General features: G+C 60.8%; 14 protein-coding genes. 7 read left to right on the top strand and 7 right to left on the bottom strand.

The genetic code is table 11. The annotated features are described in order from the left end of the window. Window positions 1-18 precede the first annotated feature (18 nt). Window positions 19-201: a hypothetical protein gene (locus CAF80_RS15775; RefSeq protein WP_007951581.1), complete on the top strand. Its 183-nt coding sequence runs from the start codon at window positions 19-21 to the stop codon at window positions 199-201. On the opposite strand, the gene CAF80_RS15780 is transcribed toward CAF80_RS15775, so the two are convergent. Further along, window positions 198-1259, bottom strand: coding sequence for an AI-2E family transporter (locus tag CAF80_RS15780; RefSeq protein ID WP_085667496.1), 1062 nt, complete (start codon window positions 1257-1259; stop codon window positions 198-200). The genes CAF80_RS15775 and CAF80_RS15780 overlap by 4 nt on opposite strands. A gap of 156 nt (window positions 1260-1415) precedes the next feature. Between CAF80_RS15780 and yegQ the strand changes: the two genes are divergently transcribed. Next, window positions 1416-2744 (top strand): tRNA 5-hydroxyuridine modification protein YegQ, encoded by a 1329-nt coding sequence (gene yegQ, locus CAF80_RS15785; RefSeq protein ID WP_074689066.1) that lies wholly within the window; start codon window positions 1416-1418, stop codon window positions 2742-2744. Window positions 2745-2782: 38 nt separating this feature from the next. Here yegQ and CAF80_RS15790 read toward each other — a convergent pair whose 3' ends face one another. Continuing rightward, window positions 2783-3013, bottom strand: a complete 231-nt coding sequence (locus CAF80_RS15790) for a hypothetical protein (protein ID WP_039767638.1) — start codon at window positions 3011-3013, stop codon at window positions 2783-2785. Window positions 3014-3107: 94 nt separating this feature from the next. Beyond that, a complete protein-coding gene (locus tag CAF80_RS15795; RefSeq protein ID WP_074689068.1) occupies window positions 3108-3821 on the bottom strand; it encodes a FadR/GntR family transcriptional regulator in 714 nt (237 codons plus the stop codon). Between the two features lie 365 nt (window positions 3822-4186). On the opposite strand from CAF80_RS15795, the gene CAF80_RS15805 reads away from it, so the two are divergent. Both CAF80_RS15805 and gudD read left to right on the top strand, forming a co-directional pair. Then, window positions 4187-5533 carry an MFS transporter gene (locus CAF80_RS15805; RefSeq protein WP_011335053.1) on the top strand — a complete coding sequence of 449 codons (1347 nt, stop codon included), beginning with the start codon at window positions 4187-4189 and terminating at the stop codon, window positions 5531-5533. 24 nt (window positions 5534-5557) lie between these two features. Next, the gene (gudD, locus tag CAF80_RS15810; protein WP_085667495.1) at window positions 5558-6901 is read left to right on the top strand and encodes a glucarate dehydratase; all 1344 of its coding nucleotides are present in this window, start codon (window positions 5558-5560) and stop codon (window positions 6899-6901) included. Here gudD and CAF80_RS15815 read toward each other — a convergent pair. Next, the gene (locus CAF80_RS15815) at window positions 6898-7773 is read right to left on the bottom strand and encodes a LysR family transcriptional regulator (protein ID WP_074689074.1); all 876 of its coding nucleotides are present in this window, start codon (window positions 7771-7773) and stop codon (window positions 6898-6900) included. The two genes, gudD and CAF80_RS15815, sit on opposite strands and share 4 nt — an antisense overlap. 160 nt (window positions 7774-7933) lie before the next feature. On the opposite strand from CAF80_RS15815, the gene ampC reads away from it, so the two are divergent. Beyond that, window positions 7934-9100, top strand: a complete 1167-nt coding sequence (gene ampC, locus CAF80_RS15820) for a class C beta-lactamase (RefSeq protein WP_085667494.1) — start codon at window positions 7934-7936, stop codon at window positions 9098-9100. Between the two features lie 73 nt (window positions 9101-9173). On the opposite strand, the gene CAF80_RS15825 is transcribed toward ampC, so the two are convergent. The 3 genes from CAF80_RS15825 to CAF80_RS15835 form a co-directional block, all read right to left on the bottom strand. After that, window positions 9174-9740 (bottom strand): DUF4174 domain-containing protein, encoded by a 567-nt coding sequence (locus CAF80_RS15825; protein ID WP_039767647.1) that lies wholly within the window; start codon window positions 9738-9740, stop codon window positions 9174-9176. 210 nt (window positions 9741-9950) lie between these two features. Then, window positions 9951-10736 carry a sulfite exporter TauE/SafE family protein gene (locus CAF80_RS15830; protein ID WP_039767649.1) on the bottom strand — a complete coding sequence of 262 codons (786 nt, stop codon included), beginning with the start codon at window positions 10734-10736 and terminating at the stop codon, window positions 9951-9953. 96 nt (window positions 10737-10832) lie between these two features. Beyond that, window positions 10833-11582, bottom strand: coding sequence for a hypothetical protein (locus CAF80_RS15835; protein WP_085667615.1), 750 nt, complete (start codon window positions 11580-11582; stop codon window positions 10833-10835). A gap of 247 nt (window positions 11583-11829) precedes the next feature. Here CAF80_RS15835 and CAF80_RS15840 point away from each other — a divergent pair, with 247 nt between their 5' ends. Further along, window positions 11830-12978, top strand: a complete 1149-nt coding sequence (locus CAF80_RS15840; RefSeq protein ID WP_085667493.1) for an aldose epimerase family protein — start codon at window positions 11830-11832, stop codon at window positions 12976-12978. A 90-nt stretch (window positions 12979-13068) separates the two neighbouring features. Continuing rightward, complete coding sequence (locus tag CAF80_RS15845) at window positions 13069-13890, top strand: aldo/keto reductase (RefSeq protein WP_085667492.1); 822 nt, start codon at window positions 13069-13071, stop codon at window positions 13888-13890. Window positions 13891-13901: the final 11 nt, after the last annotated feature.

Here is a 13901-nt window from a genome sequence, read left to right on the forward strand (position 1 = left end):
TTGATGGAGGTACTTTTCATGGCTCAGGTTCAAATCATGTCCGTTGTCGGCAGCGCCGTTCCCGCATCGCTCAGAGAGCTGGGGCTGCTCGCCTGCTGGTATCTGGTGCGCGACGGCGAGCCGGTCAGCGGCCCGCTCACGTCCTTGCCGGCGGCGCAGGCACTGTCGCAACAATTGCTCAACGGCCCGTTCAAGGCTTAAGGCAGCTGCACTTTCGGTTTGCTCTCGATGAACAACGCCCAGCTCGACATGAACAGGGCCGCGATCAGCGGCCCGATCACAAAGCCGTTCAGCCCGAACACCGCCAGCCCGCCCAGGGTCGAGATCAGGATCATGTAGTCCGGCATCCGGGTGTCCTTGCCCACCAGAATCGGGCGCAGCAGGTTGTCTACCAGACCGATCACGAACACCCCGAACAGCCCCAGCACCACGCCCTGCCAGATCATCCCGCTGAGCAGGAAGTAAATCGCGACCGGCACCCAGACAATCCCCGCGCCCACCGCCGGCAGCAACGACAGAAACGCCATCAATACCGCCCAGAGCAACGCACTGGGAATGTCGAGAAACCAGAAAATCGCCCCGCCCAGCGCACCCTGCGTGATCGCCACCAGCAGATTGCCTTTCACGGTGGCGCGCACCACGCGATTGAACTTCAACTGCAAGCGACGCTTGTGATGCTCCTCCAGCGGTATCGCTGTGCGCACCTTGCGCGCCAGTTCGGCGCCGTCGCGCAGGAAGAAAAACAGCAAGTACAGCATGATGAAAAAACTCACCACGAACTCGAACGTGCCCTGGCCGAAACTGAACGCCTGGCTCGCCAGCGCCTGACTGCCCTGCATGGCGGCCTTGACGATCTTCTCGCGCAAGGCATTCAGCTCGCCCATGCCGAAGCGGTCGAGCAGGTGCTGAAAGTAAGGCGGCAGACTGTGCTTGAATTGCGCCAGATAGGCGCCGATATCGAGCTTGCCGCTTTCGATATTGTCGTAAAGCGTCGCCCCTTCCTGCACCAGCAGCACACTGAGGACGATCACCGGCAAGATCGCAATCACCAGGCAGATGCTCAAGGTACACAGTGATGTGAGGTTGCGTTGCCAGCCGAATTTCAGTTGCAACTGGCGCTGCATCGGTGCGAACAGGATGCCGAGGATCACCGCCCAGAACACCGCACCATAGAACGGCAGCAGGATCCAGATGAAGGCGACCGTCACCAGAAACAGCAGCACGGTGAGGGATTTGAATTGCAGACTCTTTTGGTTCATGTCCGGTCCAGGTCAGTCAGGCGCCACCCGCGCCCGTCCCGTTTAGTCAGCCAGTGTCAGCGCGAGTGCCCTGTTTCTTCATTGAGCATAGATCCAGATCAATAAACCCTCGGCGCAACTGCTCTACCCTGCCGCGCTTTTGCGACCGACGCCGCCATGACGACCTCCTTCACCCCTGAACTGCTCGCCCCCGCCGGCACCCTGAAAAACATGCGTTACGCCTTCGCCTACGGCGCCGATGCGGTGTACGCCGGCCAGCCACGCTACAGCCTGCGGGTGCGCAACAACGAGTTCGATCATGCCAACCTCGCGCTCGGCATTCGTGAAGCCCAGGCCCAGGGCAAGCGTTTCTACGTGGTGGTCAACATCGCGCCGCACAACGCCAAACTGAAGACCTTCCTCAAGGACCTGGCGCCAGTGATCGAGATGGCGCCGGACGCGCTGATCATGTCCGACCCCGGCCTGATCATGCTGGTGCGCCGCCACTTCCCGCAGATGCCGATCCACCTCTCGGTGCAGGCCAACACGGTGAACTGGGCGAGTGTCGAATTCTGGCAACAGCAGGGCTTGAGTCGGATCATCCTGTCCCGTGAATTGTCGCTGGAAGAGATCGGCGAAATCCGCGAGCAAGTGCCCGGCATGGAACTGGAAGTGTTCGTCCACGGCGCGCTGTGCATGGCCTATTCCGGCCGCTGCCTGCTCTCGGGTTACATGAACAAACGCGACGCCAATCAGGGCACCTGCACCAACGCCTGCCGCTGGAAATACTCGGCGCAGGAGGCCAGCGAAAACCAGCTCGGCGAAATCGTGCAGACCTTCGAACCGCAACCGACCCTCGGCCTCGGCGCCCCCACCGATCAGGTGTTCCTGTTGCAGGAAGCCAACCGGCCCGGCGAGCTGATGCCGGCCTTCGAAGACGAGCACGGCACCTACATCATGAACGCCAAGGACCTGCGCGCGGTGCAGCACGTCGAGCGCCTGACCCGCATGGGCGTGCACTCACTGAAGATCGAAGGCCGGACCAAATCGCACTTCTATTGCGCGCGCACCACCCAGGTCTATCGCCGGGCCATCGACGACGCGGTGGCCGGCCGCGAATTCGACCGCAGCCTGATGACCGATCTGGAATCCCTCGCCCAGCGCGGCTACACCGAAGGCTTCCTGCGCCGGCATGTGCATGACGAATACCAGAACTATCAGAACGGCAGCTCGGTGTCGGAGCGTCAGCAGTTTGTGGGCGAGTTGACCGGCGAACGTCGGGATCGTCTGGCCGAGGTCAAGGTTAAGAACCGTTTTGCACTGGGCGATCACCTGGAACTGATGACGCCCAAGGGCAATTTCCACTTTGATCTGCATGAATTGCAGAACCTGAAAGGTGAAGCCATCGACGTGGCGCTGGGGGACGGGCACACGGTGTATCTGCCGATTCCGGATGCGGTGGATTTGCGGTTCGGGTTGTTGATGCGCGATCTCGGCGCTGTTTAGAAGCAGCAAAAAAACCCGGCCAATCAGCCGGGTTTTGTTCAGCGCCTGTCATCGGACAGCGGTGTCGGCTCATCAGCCGGCGGTATGTCTTCATCGGACGTCGGATCCTTCCAGTCTTCTGGCCGGTCGGCATCGCTCAACGGGTCGCGCCCGGGCATGACGCCCGGCGGCATCTCGTGATCGGCCAGCGTCGGCTCATCCGTACCGGGGACTTTGCGGGTAGGGTCGGTTGGAGCCGTGCCTCCCTGAAACAGCGTATCGTCAGCCATGATTGCACCTCAATGAATGAGGCCCGGAATATCCGGGTCGTACTCGTTGGAAGTGCCGCCGCACCGGGCGTGCTATCGAACAGACCAGCGGCATTCAGCTCGTGGCGGAAAACCGGTCACGGCTGTTGGTCAGGTGCAGCCACATCGCCGCGCGCGCCGCGTCCGCGTCCTGACGTTTGATGGCGTTGAGGATCGCCTCATGCTCCAGATTCGCCAGTTGCCCGAGCTTGCTCAAATCCACCGCGCCGCGCTCGGCCGCGTTGACCCGGGTGCGCGGGATCATCGCGCTGCCCAGGTGCTGCATGATTTCGGTGAAGCAGACATTGCCGGTGGCTTCGGCAATCAGCAAGTGGAAGCGCCGGTCGGCCTCGACGCAACTGTCGTTGTTGGCCAATAGACGCTGATAGTCGTCCAGCGCCTGACGCATCTGCACCAGTTGTTGCTCGGTGCGACGCTGCGCGGCCAGCGCCGCCGCTTGCGTCTCCAGGCCCATGCGCAATTCGAGAATGCTGCGCACGCCCAGCGCTGTGTCGACATTCAGCCGTAGCCCCTGCTCCGGCGCACGTTCGATCACGAAGGTGCCGATACCGTGCCGCGTCTCCACCAGCCCTGACGCCTGCAATTTGGAAATTGCCTCACGCACGACGGTGCGGCTGACGCCGTGTTCCTGAACGATCGAGTTTTCCGACGGCAACTTGTCACCGGGCAGCATCTGACCGAGCAGGATGCTCTGGGTCAGTTTTTCCACCAGGTCGTGGGCCAGGTTGTGCGCGCGTTTACGGGCGGGGGCGTCGAGGTCGTCTTGCATGGTCGGTTCCGGTGATCGGGGCAAACCGATCGTAGCACTGGCGGCAATGACTTGTATGAGCTCCTATGAATTCCGGGATCTAACTTGTATGACAACACTCAATTTTAGCTAGAAAATCTTCCACTGCGCCGAGCAGTCGCCCCACTTGCACTGGAACAAAAACGCTCTACTACGCGTGCCAAAACCCCTACAAAAGCCAATAAACACGGCGCATAAAATCTGAAAAAGCATAAAAACCCTTTCCCGTAGACAAATTTGATTGAGCACTCCCGCTTGTAGGACAAAAAAATCTAGTTGTATGATGTCTATCAACAACGCAACACCAGCCACACCCCGCATAAAAATAACGAGTGGGAGAAAACCAAGTGAAATCATCCATCGCCGGGATGAACGAGGGCGCCGATTCGGTGCTGTCCTCCGCCATTGCCAAAGTCAAACGCCACGTCCTGCCGCTGTTCGTCATCATGTTCATCGTCAATTACATTGACCGGGTGAACATCGGTTTCGTCCGTACCCACATGGAACACGACCTCGGCATCGGTGCCGCGGCCTACGGTTTCGGTGCCGGTCTGTTCTTCATCGGTTACGCGCTGTTCGAAGTCCCTTCCAACATGTTGCTGCAAAAGGTCGGCGCGCGAATCTGGCTGACCCGCATCATGCTCACCTGGGGGCTGGTGGCCGCCGGCATGGCGTTCATCCAGAACGAAACCCACTTCTACATTCTGCGCTTCCTGCTCGGCGTGGCCGAGGCCGGGTTCTTTCCCGGGGTGATCTACTACTTCACCCGCTGGTTGCCGGGGGCCGAGCGCGGCAAGGCGATTGCGATTTTCTTGAGCGGTTCGGCCGTGGCCTCGCTGATTTCCGGCCCGTTGTCCGGTCTGCTGTTGCAGATCGAAGGTCTGGGCATGCACGGCTGGCAGTGGATGTATTTCATTGAAGGGATGTTCTCGGTTGGCCTGTGCGTATTCGTCTGGTTCTGGCTCGACGCCAAGCCCCACGACGCCAAGTGGCTGACCCGCGCCGAGCAGGATGCGCTGGTCAAAGCCATCGACGATGAACAGAAGGCACGCGAAGCTGCGACCCCGATCCGGCCGTCGCTGGGCAAACTGCTCAAGGATCGCCAGATCATCCTGTTCTGCCTGATCTACTTCTTCATTCAATTGACCATCTACGCCGCGACGTTCTGGCTGCCGAGCATCATCAAGAAAATGGGCGAGATGAGCGATTTCCAGGTCGGCCTGTTCAACTCGATTCCGTGGCTGCTGTCGATCATCGGCATGTATGCATTCGCCTCGTTCTCGGCCAAATGGAAACACCAGCAGGCGTGGGTCGCCACGGCGCTGTTGATCGCCGCGGCGGGGATGTTCATGTCCACCACCGGCGGGCCGATCTTCGCTTTCGTTGCGATCTGCTTTGCCGCACTGGGTTTCAAATCCGCGTCGTCGCTGTTCTGGCCGATTCCGCAGGCTTATCTCGACGCACGGATCGCCGCCGCCGTGATCGCGTTGATCAACTCAGTGGGCAACCTCGGCGGTTTCGTCGCTCCCACCACCTTCGGCTTGCTGGAGCAACACACCGGTTCGATCCAGGGCGGCCTCTATGGCCTGGCCGCGACCTCGATCATCGCCGCGATCATTGTGTTTGCCGCCCGCATGACACCTAAATCCGCACCTGACGTCGCCGTGGCCGATGCCGCGCCGAAACACGCCTGAATCCGCTTGAAAGGACAACGCCAAATGACCGCACACGACATCGCCAAAGCTCCAATCATCACCGAGATGCAAGTCATCCCGGTGGCCGGCCACGACGGCATGCTGCTCAACCTGAGCGGCGCCCACGGGCCTTTTTTCACCCGCAACATCGTCATTCTCAAGGACAACGCCGGCCACACCGGCGTCGGCGAAGTGCCCGGCGGCGAACGCATCCGCCAGACCCTCGAAGACGCCCGCAACCTGGTGGTCGGCAGCCCGATCGGCACGTATCAGAAGATCCTCAACCAGGTTCGCCAGACGTTCGCTGACCGTGATGCCGGCGGCCGTGGCCTGCAGACCTTCGACCTGCGCATCACCATTCACGCCGTCACCGGGCTCGAAGCCGCCCTGCTCGACCTGCTCGGCCAGCACCTCGACGTGCCGGTGGCGGCATTGCTCGGCGAAGGTCAGCAACGTGATGAAGTGAAGATGCTTGGCTACCTGTTCTACGTGGGCGATCGCCGGGAAACCGACCTCGCCTACCGCAGCGAACCGGATGCCGACAACGACTGGTTCCGCGTGCGTCACGAGAAAGCCATGACCGCCGACGCCGTGGTGCGCCTGGCCGAGGCTGCCCACGCACGCTATGGCTTCAAGGACTTCAAGCTCAAGGGCGGCGTACTCAGCGGCGATGCCGAAATCGAAGCGGTGACCGCCCTGGCCGAGCGCTTCCCCGATGCGCGAATTACCCTTGATCCGAACGGCGCATGGTCACTGAAAGAAGCGATCCGTCTGTGCCGCGACCAGCATAATGTGCTGGCTTACGCCGAAGACCCGTGCGGTGCGGAAAACGGTTACTCGGGCCGTGAAGTGATGGCTGAATTCCGTCGCGCCACCGGGCTGAAAACCGCCACCAACATGATCGCCACCGACTGGCGCGAGATGGGCCACGCGATTCAGCTGCAGTCGGTGGACATTCCGTTGGCCGATCCGCATTTCTGGACCATGCAGGGTTCGGTGCGCGTGGCGCAGATGTGCCACGAATGGGGCCTGACCTGGGGCTCGCACTCCAACAACCACTTCGACATTTCCCTGGCGATGTTCACCCACGTCGCGGCTGCCGCGCCGGGCGACATCACCGCCATCGACACTCACTGGATCTGGCAGGACGGCCAGCGCCTGACCAAGGCGCCGCTGCAAATCGTCGACGGCTGCGTGCAAGTGCCGAAGAAGCCTGGGCTCGGTGTGGAGCTGGACATGGATCAGGTGGCCAAGGCCCACGAACTCTATAAAGGCATGGGGCTCGGCGCGCGGGATGACAGCGTGGCGATGCAGTTTCTGATTCCGGGCTGGACGTTCGATAACAAGAAGCCGTGCCTGGTGCGCTAGGCCTGGGCAGCCTCCAGCAACCAGTGTCTGAACGCTGCCATCGCCGACGTCTCCGGCCGTGACTGCAAGCGCGTCAGCCAATAGCTGCCGGTGGTGATTTCGATGGCAAAGGGTTGGCGGATCAGGTCCGCCGCCAGTTGTCGGGCAAACATCAACGGCGGCGCCAGTGCCACCCCGCCGCCCTGCAACGCCGCTTCCATCATCGCCAGCGACGAGTCGAACACGATGCTCTGGGGCGGCGCGGCATGGGTCGCCAGACCGGCCGCGTGAAACCATTCCGGCCACTCATCGGTGCGATAGGAGCGCAACAAACGCTGCTGCAGAAGATCCCCCGGCGCGTGCAACTGTCGGGCGATTTCCGGCACGCACAGCACCGACAACGGTGCCTCCAGCAAACGGGTCGCCTCGATGCCGTGCCACGCCCCGGCACCGAAGCGGATCGCGTAATCCAGCCCTTCGGCGGCGACGTCCACCCGGTTGTTGTTGGTCGACAGTCGCAAATCTATGAGCGGATGTTTCGCCTGAAAGTCCGCCAGCCTCGGCAACAACCAGCCCACCGCGAAGGTGCCCACCGCGCCGACCGTGAGCATTTCCCGATATTGCCCACCCGCCAGACGCTCGAGCATCTGCGCGATATGATCGAACGACGTGGTCAGCACCGGCAGCAGGGTTTCGCCCTCGCCGGTCAGCATCAGCCCACGGGGCAGGCGTTTGAACAGGATCACGCCGAGTTGCGCCTCCAGGATTTTCACTTGATGGCTGACGGCCGCCTGGGTCACGCACAACTCCACGGCGGCGCGCGTAAAGCTCAAGTGACGCGCAGAGGCTTCGAAGGCACGTAACGCATTCAAGGGCAATTGAGGTCGAATCATGCCAAGTCCCAAATTTTTCTAATGGCTCGTCCGAGTTTTCATCGTTTGTCGAAAGACGCCGGACTGCCTAGATTTGGCGGCGCCGATCAGCCGGCCCGACGGAAAACGCTCGCAGTGTAGCGGGATAACACCATCAACACTCATGGAGAGTGGTTCAAGCATGTCTTCGATCAACCTGAATAAACTCAAGTCCTACAGCGCTTTCGGACTTTTCTTCAGCGCCGCCGCCTGCCTGGCCGCCCCGCCAACCGACGATCAGTTGCAGGCGCTGGTCAAAGCCGCCGTGACTCCGGTCATGCAGCAACAGGACATCGCCGGTCTGGCCGTGGCCGTGACAGTCGATGGCAAGGCGCATTACTTTAATTACGGTGTCGCCGACAAAAGCACCGGGCAAGCGGTAAGTGAAAACACCCTGTTCGAAATCGGTTCGGTGAGCAAAACCTTCACCGCGACCCTCGCCGCCTACGCCCAGGCCAGCGGCAAACTGCAATTCTCCGACAAGGCCAGCCAGCACTGGCCCGAACTCAAAGGCAGCGCCTTCGACCACATCAGCCTGCTGCAACTGGGCACTTACAGCGCGGGCGGCCTGCCGCTGCAATTCCCGGATGCCGCGGATTCTGCCGACAAGATGCTCGGCTATTACCAACAGTGGAAACCGACCTTTGCGGCCGGCAGCCAGCGCCTGTATTCCAATCCAAGCATTGGTCTGTTCGGTTATCTGGCCGCAAAAAGCCTCGGCCAGCCGTTCAATCAGGTCATGACCGAAACCCTGCTGCCGAAACTCGGACTCAAGCACACCTTCCTGTCGGTGCCGGCGTCTGAACAAAAGCTCTACGCCCAAGGCTATGACAAGAACAACAAACCGGTTCGAGTCAGCCCCGGCGCCCTCGACTCCGAAGCCTACGGCGTGAAAACCAGCGCCGCCGACCTGCTGCAATACGTCCAGGCCAACCTCGACACCGACAAACTCGAAACACCTCTGCAAACAGCCATCGCCCTCACCCACACCGGCTACTACACCGTCGGCGACATGACCCAGGGCCTGGGCTGGGAACGCTACGCCTACCCGATCAGCCTCGACCGCCTGCTGGACGGCAACTCGACGCCAATGGCCATGGAACCGCACAAGGTCAAATGGCTGAATCCGCCACAGCCTGAACCGGCGAACGTGCTGCTGAACAAGACCGGCTCCACCGCTGGCTACGGCGCGTATGTCGCGTTCGTGCCGTCGAAGAAAGTCGGGATCGTGATTCTGGCGAACCGCAATTACCCGAATGGAGAGCGAGTGAAGATTGCGCACAGGATTCTGGGTGAGTTGACCCGGTAATCACGCCATAAAAAACGGGCGACCTGAGAAGGTCGCCCGTTTTTTCGTTTCTGATCAGCCCTGAATCAAAACATCAATCATCCGGCATTTCCGGCGGCTTAGCCGGTTTGGTTGGCTTCGCCGGTTTGGTCCCTTTTGCGCCTTTGGCCGGTGCGGGTTCTGCAGCAGCCGGGGCAGTCACCACGGTGGAAGTAGCTTCTTTCTCGGCGGCTGGCATTGCATCGATGGTTTCGAAAATCTTCTTCAAATCGACCGCCGCGGTTTCCTCCCCCGAAGCCGTCAGTTTGGTCTCGCCATCCTTGCCGACCAGGAAGACCTTCGGATACGCCCCGGCGCCCAGCTTCAGCGAGCGCAGCAACGCCATGGTTTGCTGCTGCTCCAGGCTTTTGCCATCGACCTGACCGCTCATGCTCAGGATGGTGTAAACCTTGATCTTGCGGTCGGCGATGCCTTGTTTGTTGGCCGGGTCGTCCAGCGCTTTTTTCAGGCTGACCCAATAAGAATCGACCGTACTGGAAGCGATCACGATCAATGGGCGGTTAATGCCCTTGTCGACGTCCAGAGGGGAATCGCCGTCGGCGGCGAACAGGGGGCCGGCGATCGCCAGCAAGAGTGTCAGGGTCAGTGACCTGATGAGCATGCGCATCTCCTTTTGATATCCACGCTCTAATGATTGCGCATCGCGGCGATTGTTCCGGAGGCTGCCCGGCAAAAGTGTTTCGCCTTGCCCAAAGCTTAGGTCAGCACCGGTTTTGCGCAACAGGATGGGCGCGACCCTGCGCCCATTTGTTTACCTTTCATGCCCCGCCAGCCTGACGCTCGACCCTTCGGGGTCATGGATGCTCGCCGATCAGAACGCCAGCTTGTAACCGATCAACACCAGCATCGTCGCCAGGCACGGGCGCAGCAGTTCATCGGAGACGCGGCCGGTCAGGTGGCTGCCGAGCCAGATGCCCGGCAGCGAGCCGACCAGCAGAAAGCCCAGCACGCCCCAGTCCATGTTGCCCATGCTCGCGTGGCCGAGGCCGGCGACCAGGGTCAGCGGTACGGCGTGGGCGATTTCGGTGCCGACCAGACGGCGGGTCGGCAGCAGCGGATAGAGGATGAACAGCGCGACGGTGCCGAGGGCGCCGGCGCCGATGGACGTCAGGGCAACCATGGTGCCGAGGATCAGACCGGTGATCACGGTCATGCCATTCAGGCGCGCACCGCTGGGGTTGTAGTTGCCGCCGGCGCGTTTATGGGCGAATTCCAGCAGGCGCTTCTTGAACAGAATCGCCAGCGCCGTGGCGAACAGCACGAAGCCCAGCGCCTGCTTGATGATGGCGTTCATCGCGTCCGGTGCGGTGTGCAGGGTGCTGAGGAACCACAAGGTCATCGCCACCGCCGGAACACTGCCCAGGGTCAGCCAGCCGGTGATGGCCCAGTCGATGTTCTTGTTCTTCCTGTGCACCAGCACGCCACTGGATTTGGTGATGGCCGCGTACAGCAGATCCGTGCCCACCGCCGTGGCCGGATTGATGCCGAACCACAGCAGGATCGGCGTCATCAACGAACCGCCGCCGACACCGGTCATGCCGACGATGAACCCCACCACCAGCCCGGCAATCACCAGGCCGAAATTTGCCAATTCCATTAAGACGTCCAGACAAACCACAGGAAAAATCCGGCCCGCAGCATAACCAGTTTTCTTATAACGCCCTATATCGATCGGATCTATCGTTATGCCATTTCACTGCACTGGCAAAAAATTCAAAAACAGCAGGCTCTGGGCGTAATTCAGTCCGATGCGCCGGTAGCGCTCGTCGAGCATCTGGGTCAGCAGATCCAGACGCGCCACGACTTTGCCGAACTCCGTGGCGAAGCTCAGGTTGCTGCCCTCCTCGGAAATCTCGTTGGAAAACAGCAGCGGCTGGCCATCCTTGTTCTGCCGCTGGGCGAGGATCCAAGTGGCTTTCTCGATGTTGCGCGCGGCGTTGTTGACGAAGGTCGGGTTGATCGCATCGGTCATGTAGAACTCGGTGCGGTTGCCGTGGGCGGTGACCAGCATGCTGCCGATCGCATAGATGAACGCGCCGACCCGGTCGCCGAGGAATTCCGGGCTCATGGCATAGTTCAGTGCCGCCAGATCTTTCTTGCCGCCGAGAGTCGGCAAAGGTTGCTGTTGCTCGATGGCCAGCCGCACCTGTTTGACCGCCGTGCGAATGTCGAGGAAGCCGGATTTGCGCAGCTCTTCAGGGTTGCGCAAATACAGCTTGCCCATCAAGCGATAGAGGCTGTCGAGGTTGTCACGCATCGCCAGAGTTGCCATGCGGTCGACACTGGTCTGGAGAAATTCCTGAGGCCTGCCCTCGCGCATCTGGGTGATGAAATTGTTGCCGTCCTGATGGCTGCAACCGCCGAGCAACAGCGTCGACAGGCAGGCCAGTAGCAAGCACGGGCGATGAATGAATGCAGCGATGGGGTGCAAAACTCTCGGCATGAATTCTTTGACGGACACGTTCCTGTGCGGCGGAAGTCACCGCACCCTGGCCATGGATAGAGCCGGGGATTTCGCAAAAGTGCAGTGCCGGCGTGGATTCCCGACCTTCGGCGCCGTTGGCTTAATCAATTTAGTCCGACTTTATTTTTGCATTAACCGTTTAATCCGCTATAAATTCCCACTCACCCATTAATTAGCATGACTATTTAACGATTTTCAAAACAACAACAAAAAGGAAGGTCAACCCATGCTTCAATCCCGACACTCACTCTGCGGCCTCGGACTGTCCCTGATGATCGCCACCCTCTCCGCCCAGGCCGCCGGCCTGTCCAGCGAACACAAAGCCTTCGGCAAAACCAATGACGGCACGCCGGTCGAGCAATACATCCTGCGCAACAGCCACGGCATGCAAGCCACGGTCATCACCTACGGCGCGACCTTGCAGGCGCTGCAAGTGCCGGACAAGCACGGCAAGCTCGACGACATCGTCCTCGGTTTCGATGATGTGCAGGGTTATCAGAAAGGCACCGCGTACTTCGGCGCAACCATCGGCCGTTTCGGCAATCGCCTGGCCGACGGTGCGTTCGAGCTCGACGGCAAACGCTACCAGGTGCCGCAGAACGACAAGACCAACGCCTTGCACGGCGGCACTCAGGGCTTCGACAAAAAGGTCTGGAAGGCGAAGGAAACCAAGGACAAGGATTCGGTCGGTGTGACCCTGACCTATCTGTCGGCGGATGGTGAAATGGGTTTCCCCGGCAACCTCACCACCGAGGTGACCTACCGCCTTACCGACTCTAACGAGCTGCGCATCGACTACAAGGCCAGCACCGACAAACCCACTGTGCTCAACCTGACCAACCACAGCTACTTCAACCTTGCCGGCGCCGGCAATGGCGACATCCTCAAGCAAGTCGCCACCCTGCACGCCAGTCACTACACCCCGGTCACCGCCAAGCTGATCCCGACCGGCGAACTGGCGCCCGTGGCAGGCACACCGATGGATTTCACCAAACCGACCGCCATCGGCCAGCACATCAAGGCCGATCATCCGCAATTGAAATTCGCCGAAGAAAAACAGGGTGGCTTCGATTTCAACTGGGCGCTGGACACCAAGGGTGACGTCAGCAAACTCGCCGCCGAAGTCAGCGACCCGCAATCCGGTCGCCACTTGCAGCTGTTCACCAACGAACCGGGCGTGCAGTTCTACACCAGCAACTTCCTCGACGGCACGGTCAAGGGCAAGGGTGGCAAGGTCTATCCGCACTGGGGCGCGTTCACCCTGGAGACTCAGCACTACCCGGATTCGCCGAATCAGCCGAACTTCCCGAGCACCCGCCTCGATCCCGGCCAGACCTATACCCAGAGCGTGGTGTTGAAGTTCTCCGCCAGGTAAGCACCTGACCTCCTTTCTGGAACCGGACGGAACCCGTGGGCTATTCTGCTGCCCACCCAAGGTATCGACCGTTTCAGAAAGGAGGTTTGAATGCGTACCCTCGAATTGGCTGGCGTGCAGGTGCCGGTGATTGGCCAGGGCACCTGGCGCATGGGCGAAGACCGCTCGGCGCACAAGCGTGAAGTGGCGGCCTTGCGCAGTGGCATCGAACTGGGGATGACCCTGATCGACACTGCGGAAATGTACGGTGAAGGCGGTGCCGAAACCGTCGTCGGCGAAGCCATTGCCGGCCTGCGCGATCAAGTGTTCCTGGTGAGCAAGGTCTACCCGCACAACGCCAGTCGCAAGGGCATTCCCCAGGCCTGCGAGCGCAGTCTGCGCCGGCTCGACACCGATTACATCGACCTCTATCTGCTGCATTGGCGCGGCCAGTATCCGCTGGAAGAAACCGTCGAGGCGTTCGAGCGTCTGCGCGAGGACGGCAAGATCGGTCGCTGGGGCGTGTCGAATTTCGACGTCGATGATCTCGAGGAACTGTCGAGTTCGGCCTGCGCGACCAATCAGGTGCTGTACAACCTGGAGGAACGCGGCATCGAATTCGACCTGCTGCCGTGGTGCCAACAGCAGCGCATGCCGTTGATGGCGTACTGCCCGATCGGCCAGGGCGGCGCGATGCTGGTCGAGCCGGTGCTGAAACAGATTGCCGCTCGTCACGGCGTGACCCCGGCACAGGTTTCGCTGGCGTGGATTCTGCGTCAGGATGGGGTGATTGCGATTCCCAAGGCCGTGCGCCCGGAACACGTGCAGCTCAATGCACAAGCCGCGCAGCTGCAACTCGATGCCGGGGATCTGGCGGCGCTGGACCAGGCGTTTCACGCGCCAAAACGCAAGCAGCGGCTGGCCATGGTCTGAGCCACCGCCGA

The organism is Pseudomonas sp. B34(2017) (assembly GCF_002112915.1).
GTDB classification, from domain to species: Bacteria; Pseudomonadota; Gammaproteobacteria; order Pseudomonadales; family Pseudomonadaceae; genus Aquipseudomonas; species Aquipseudomonas pharyngis.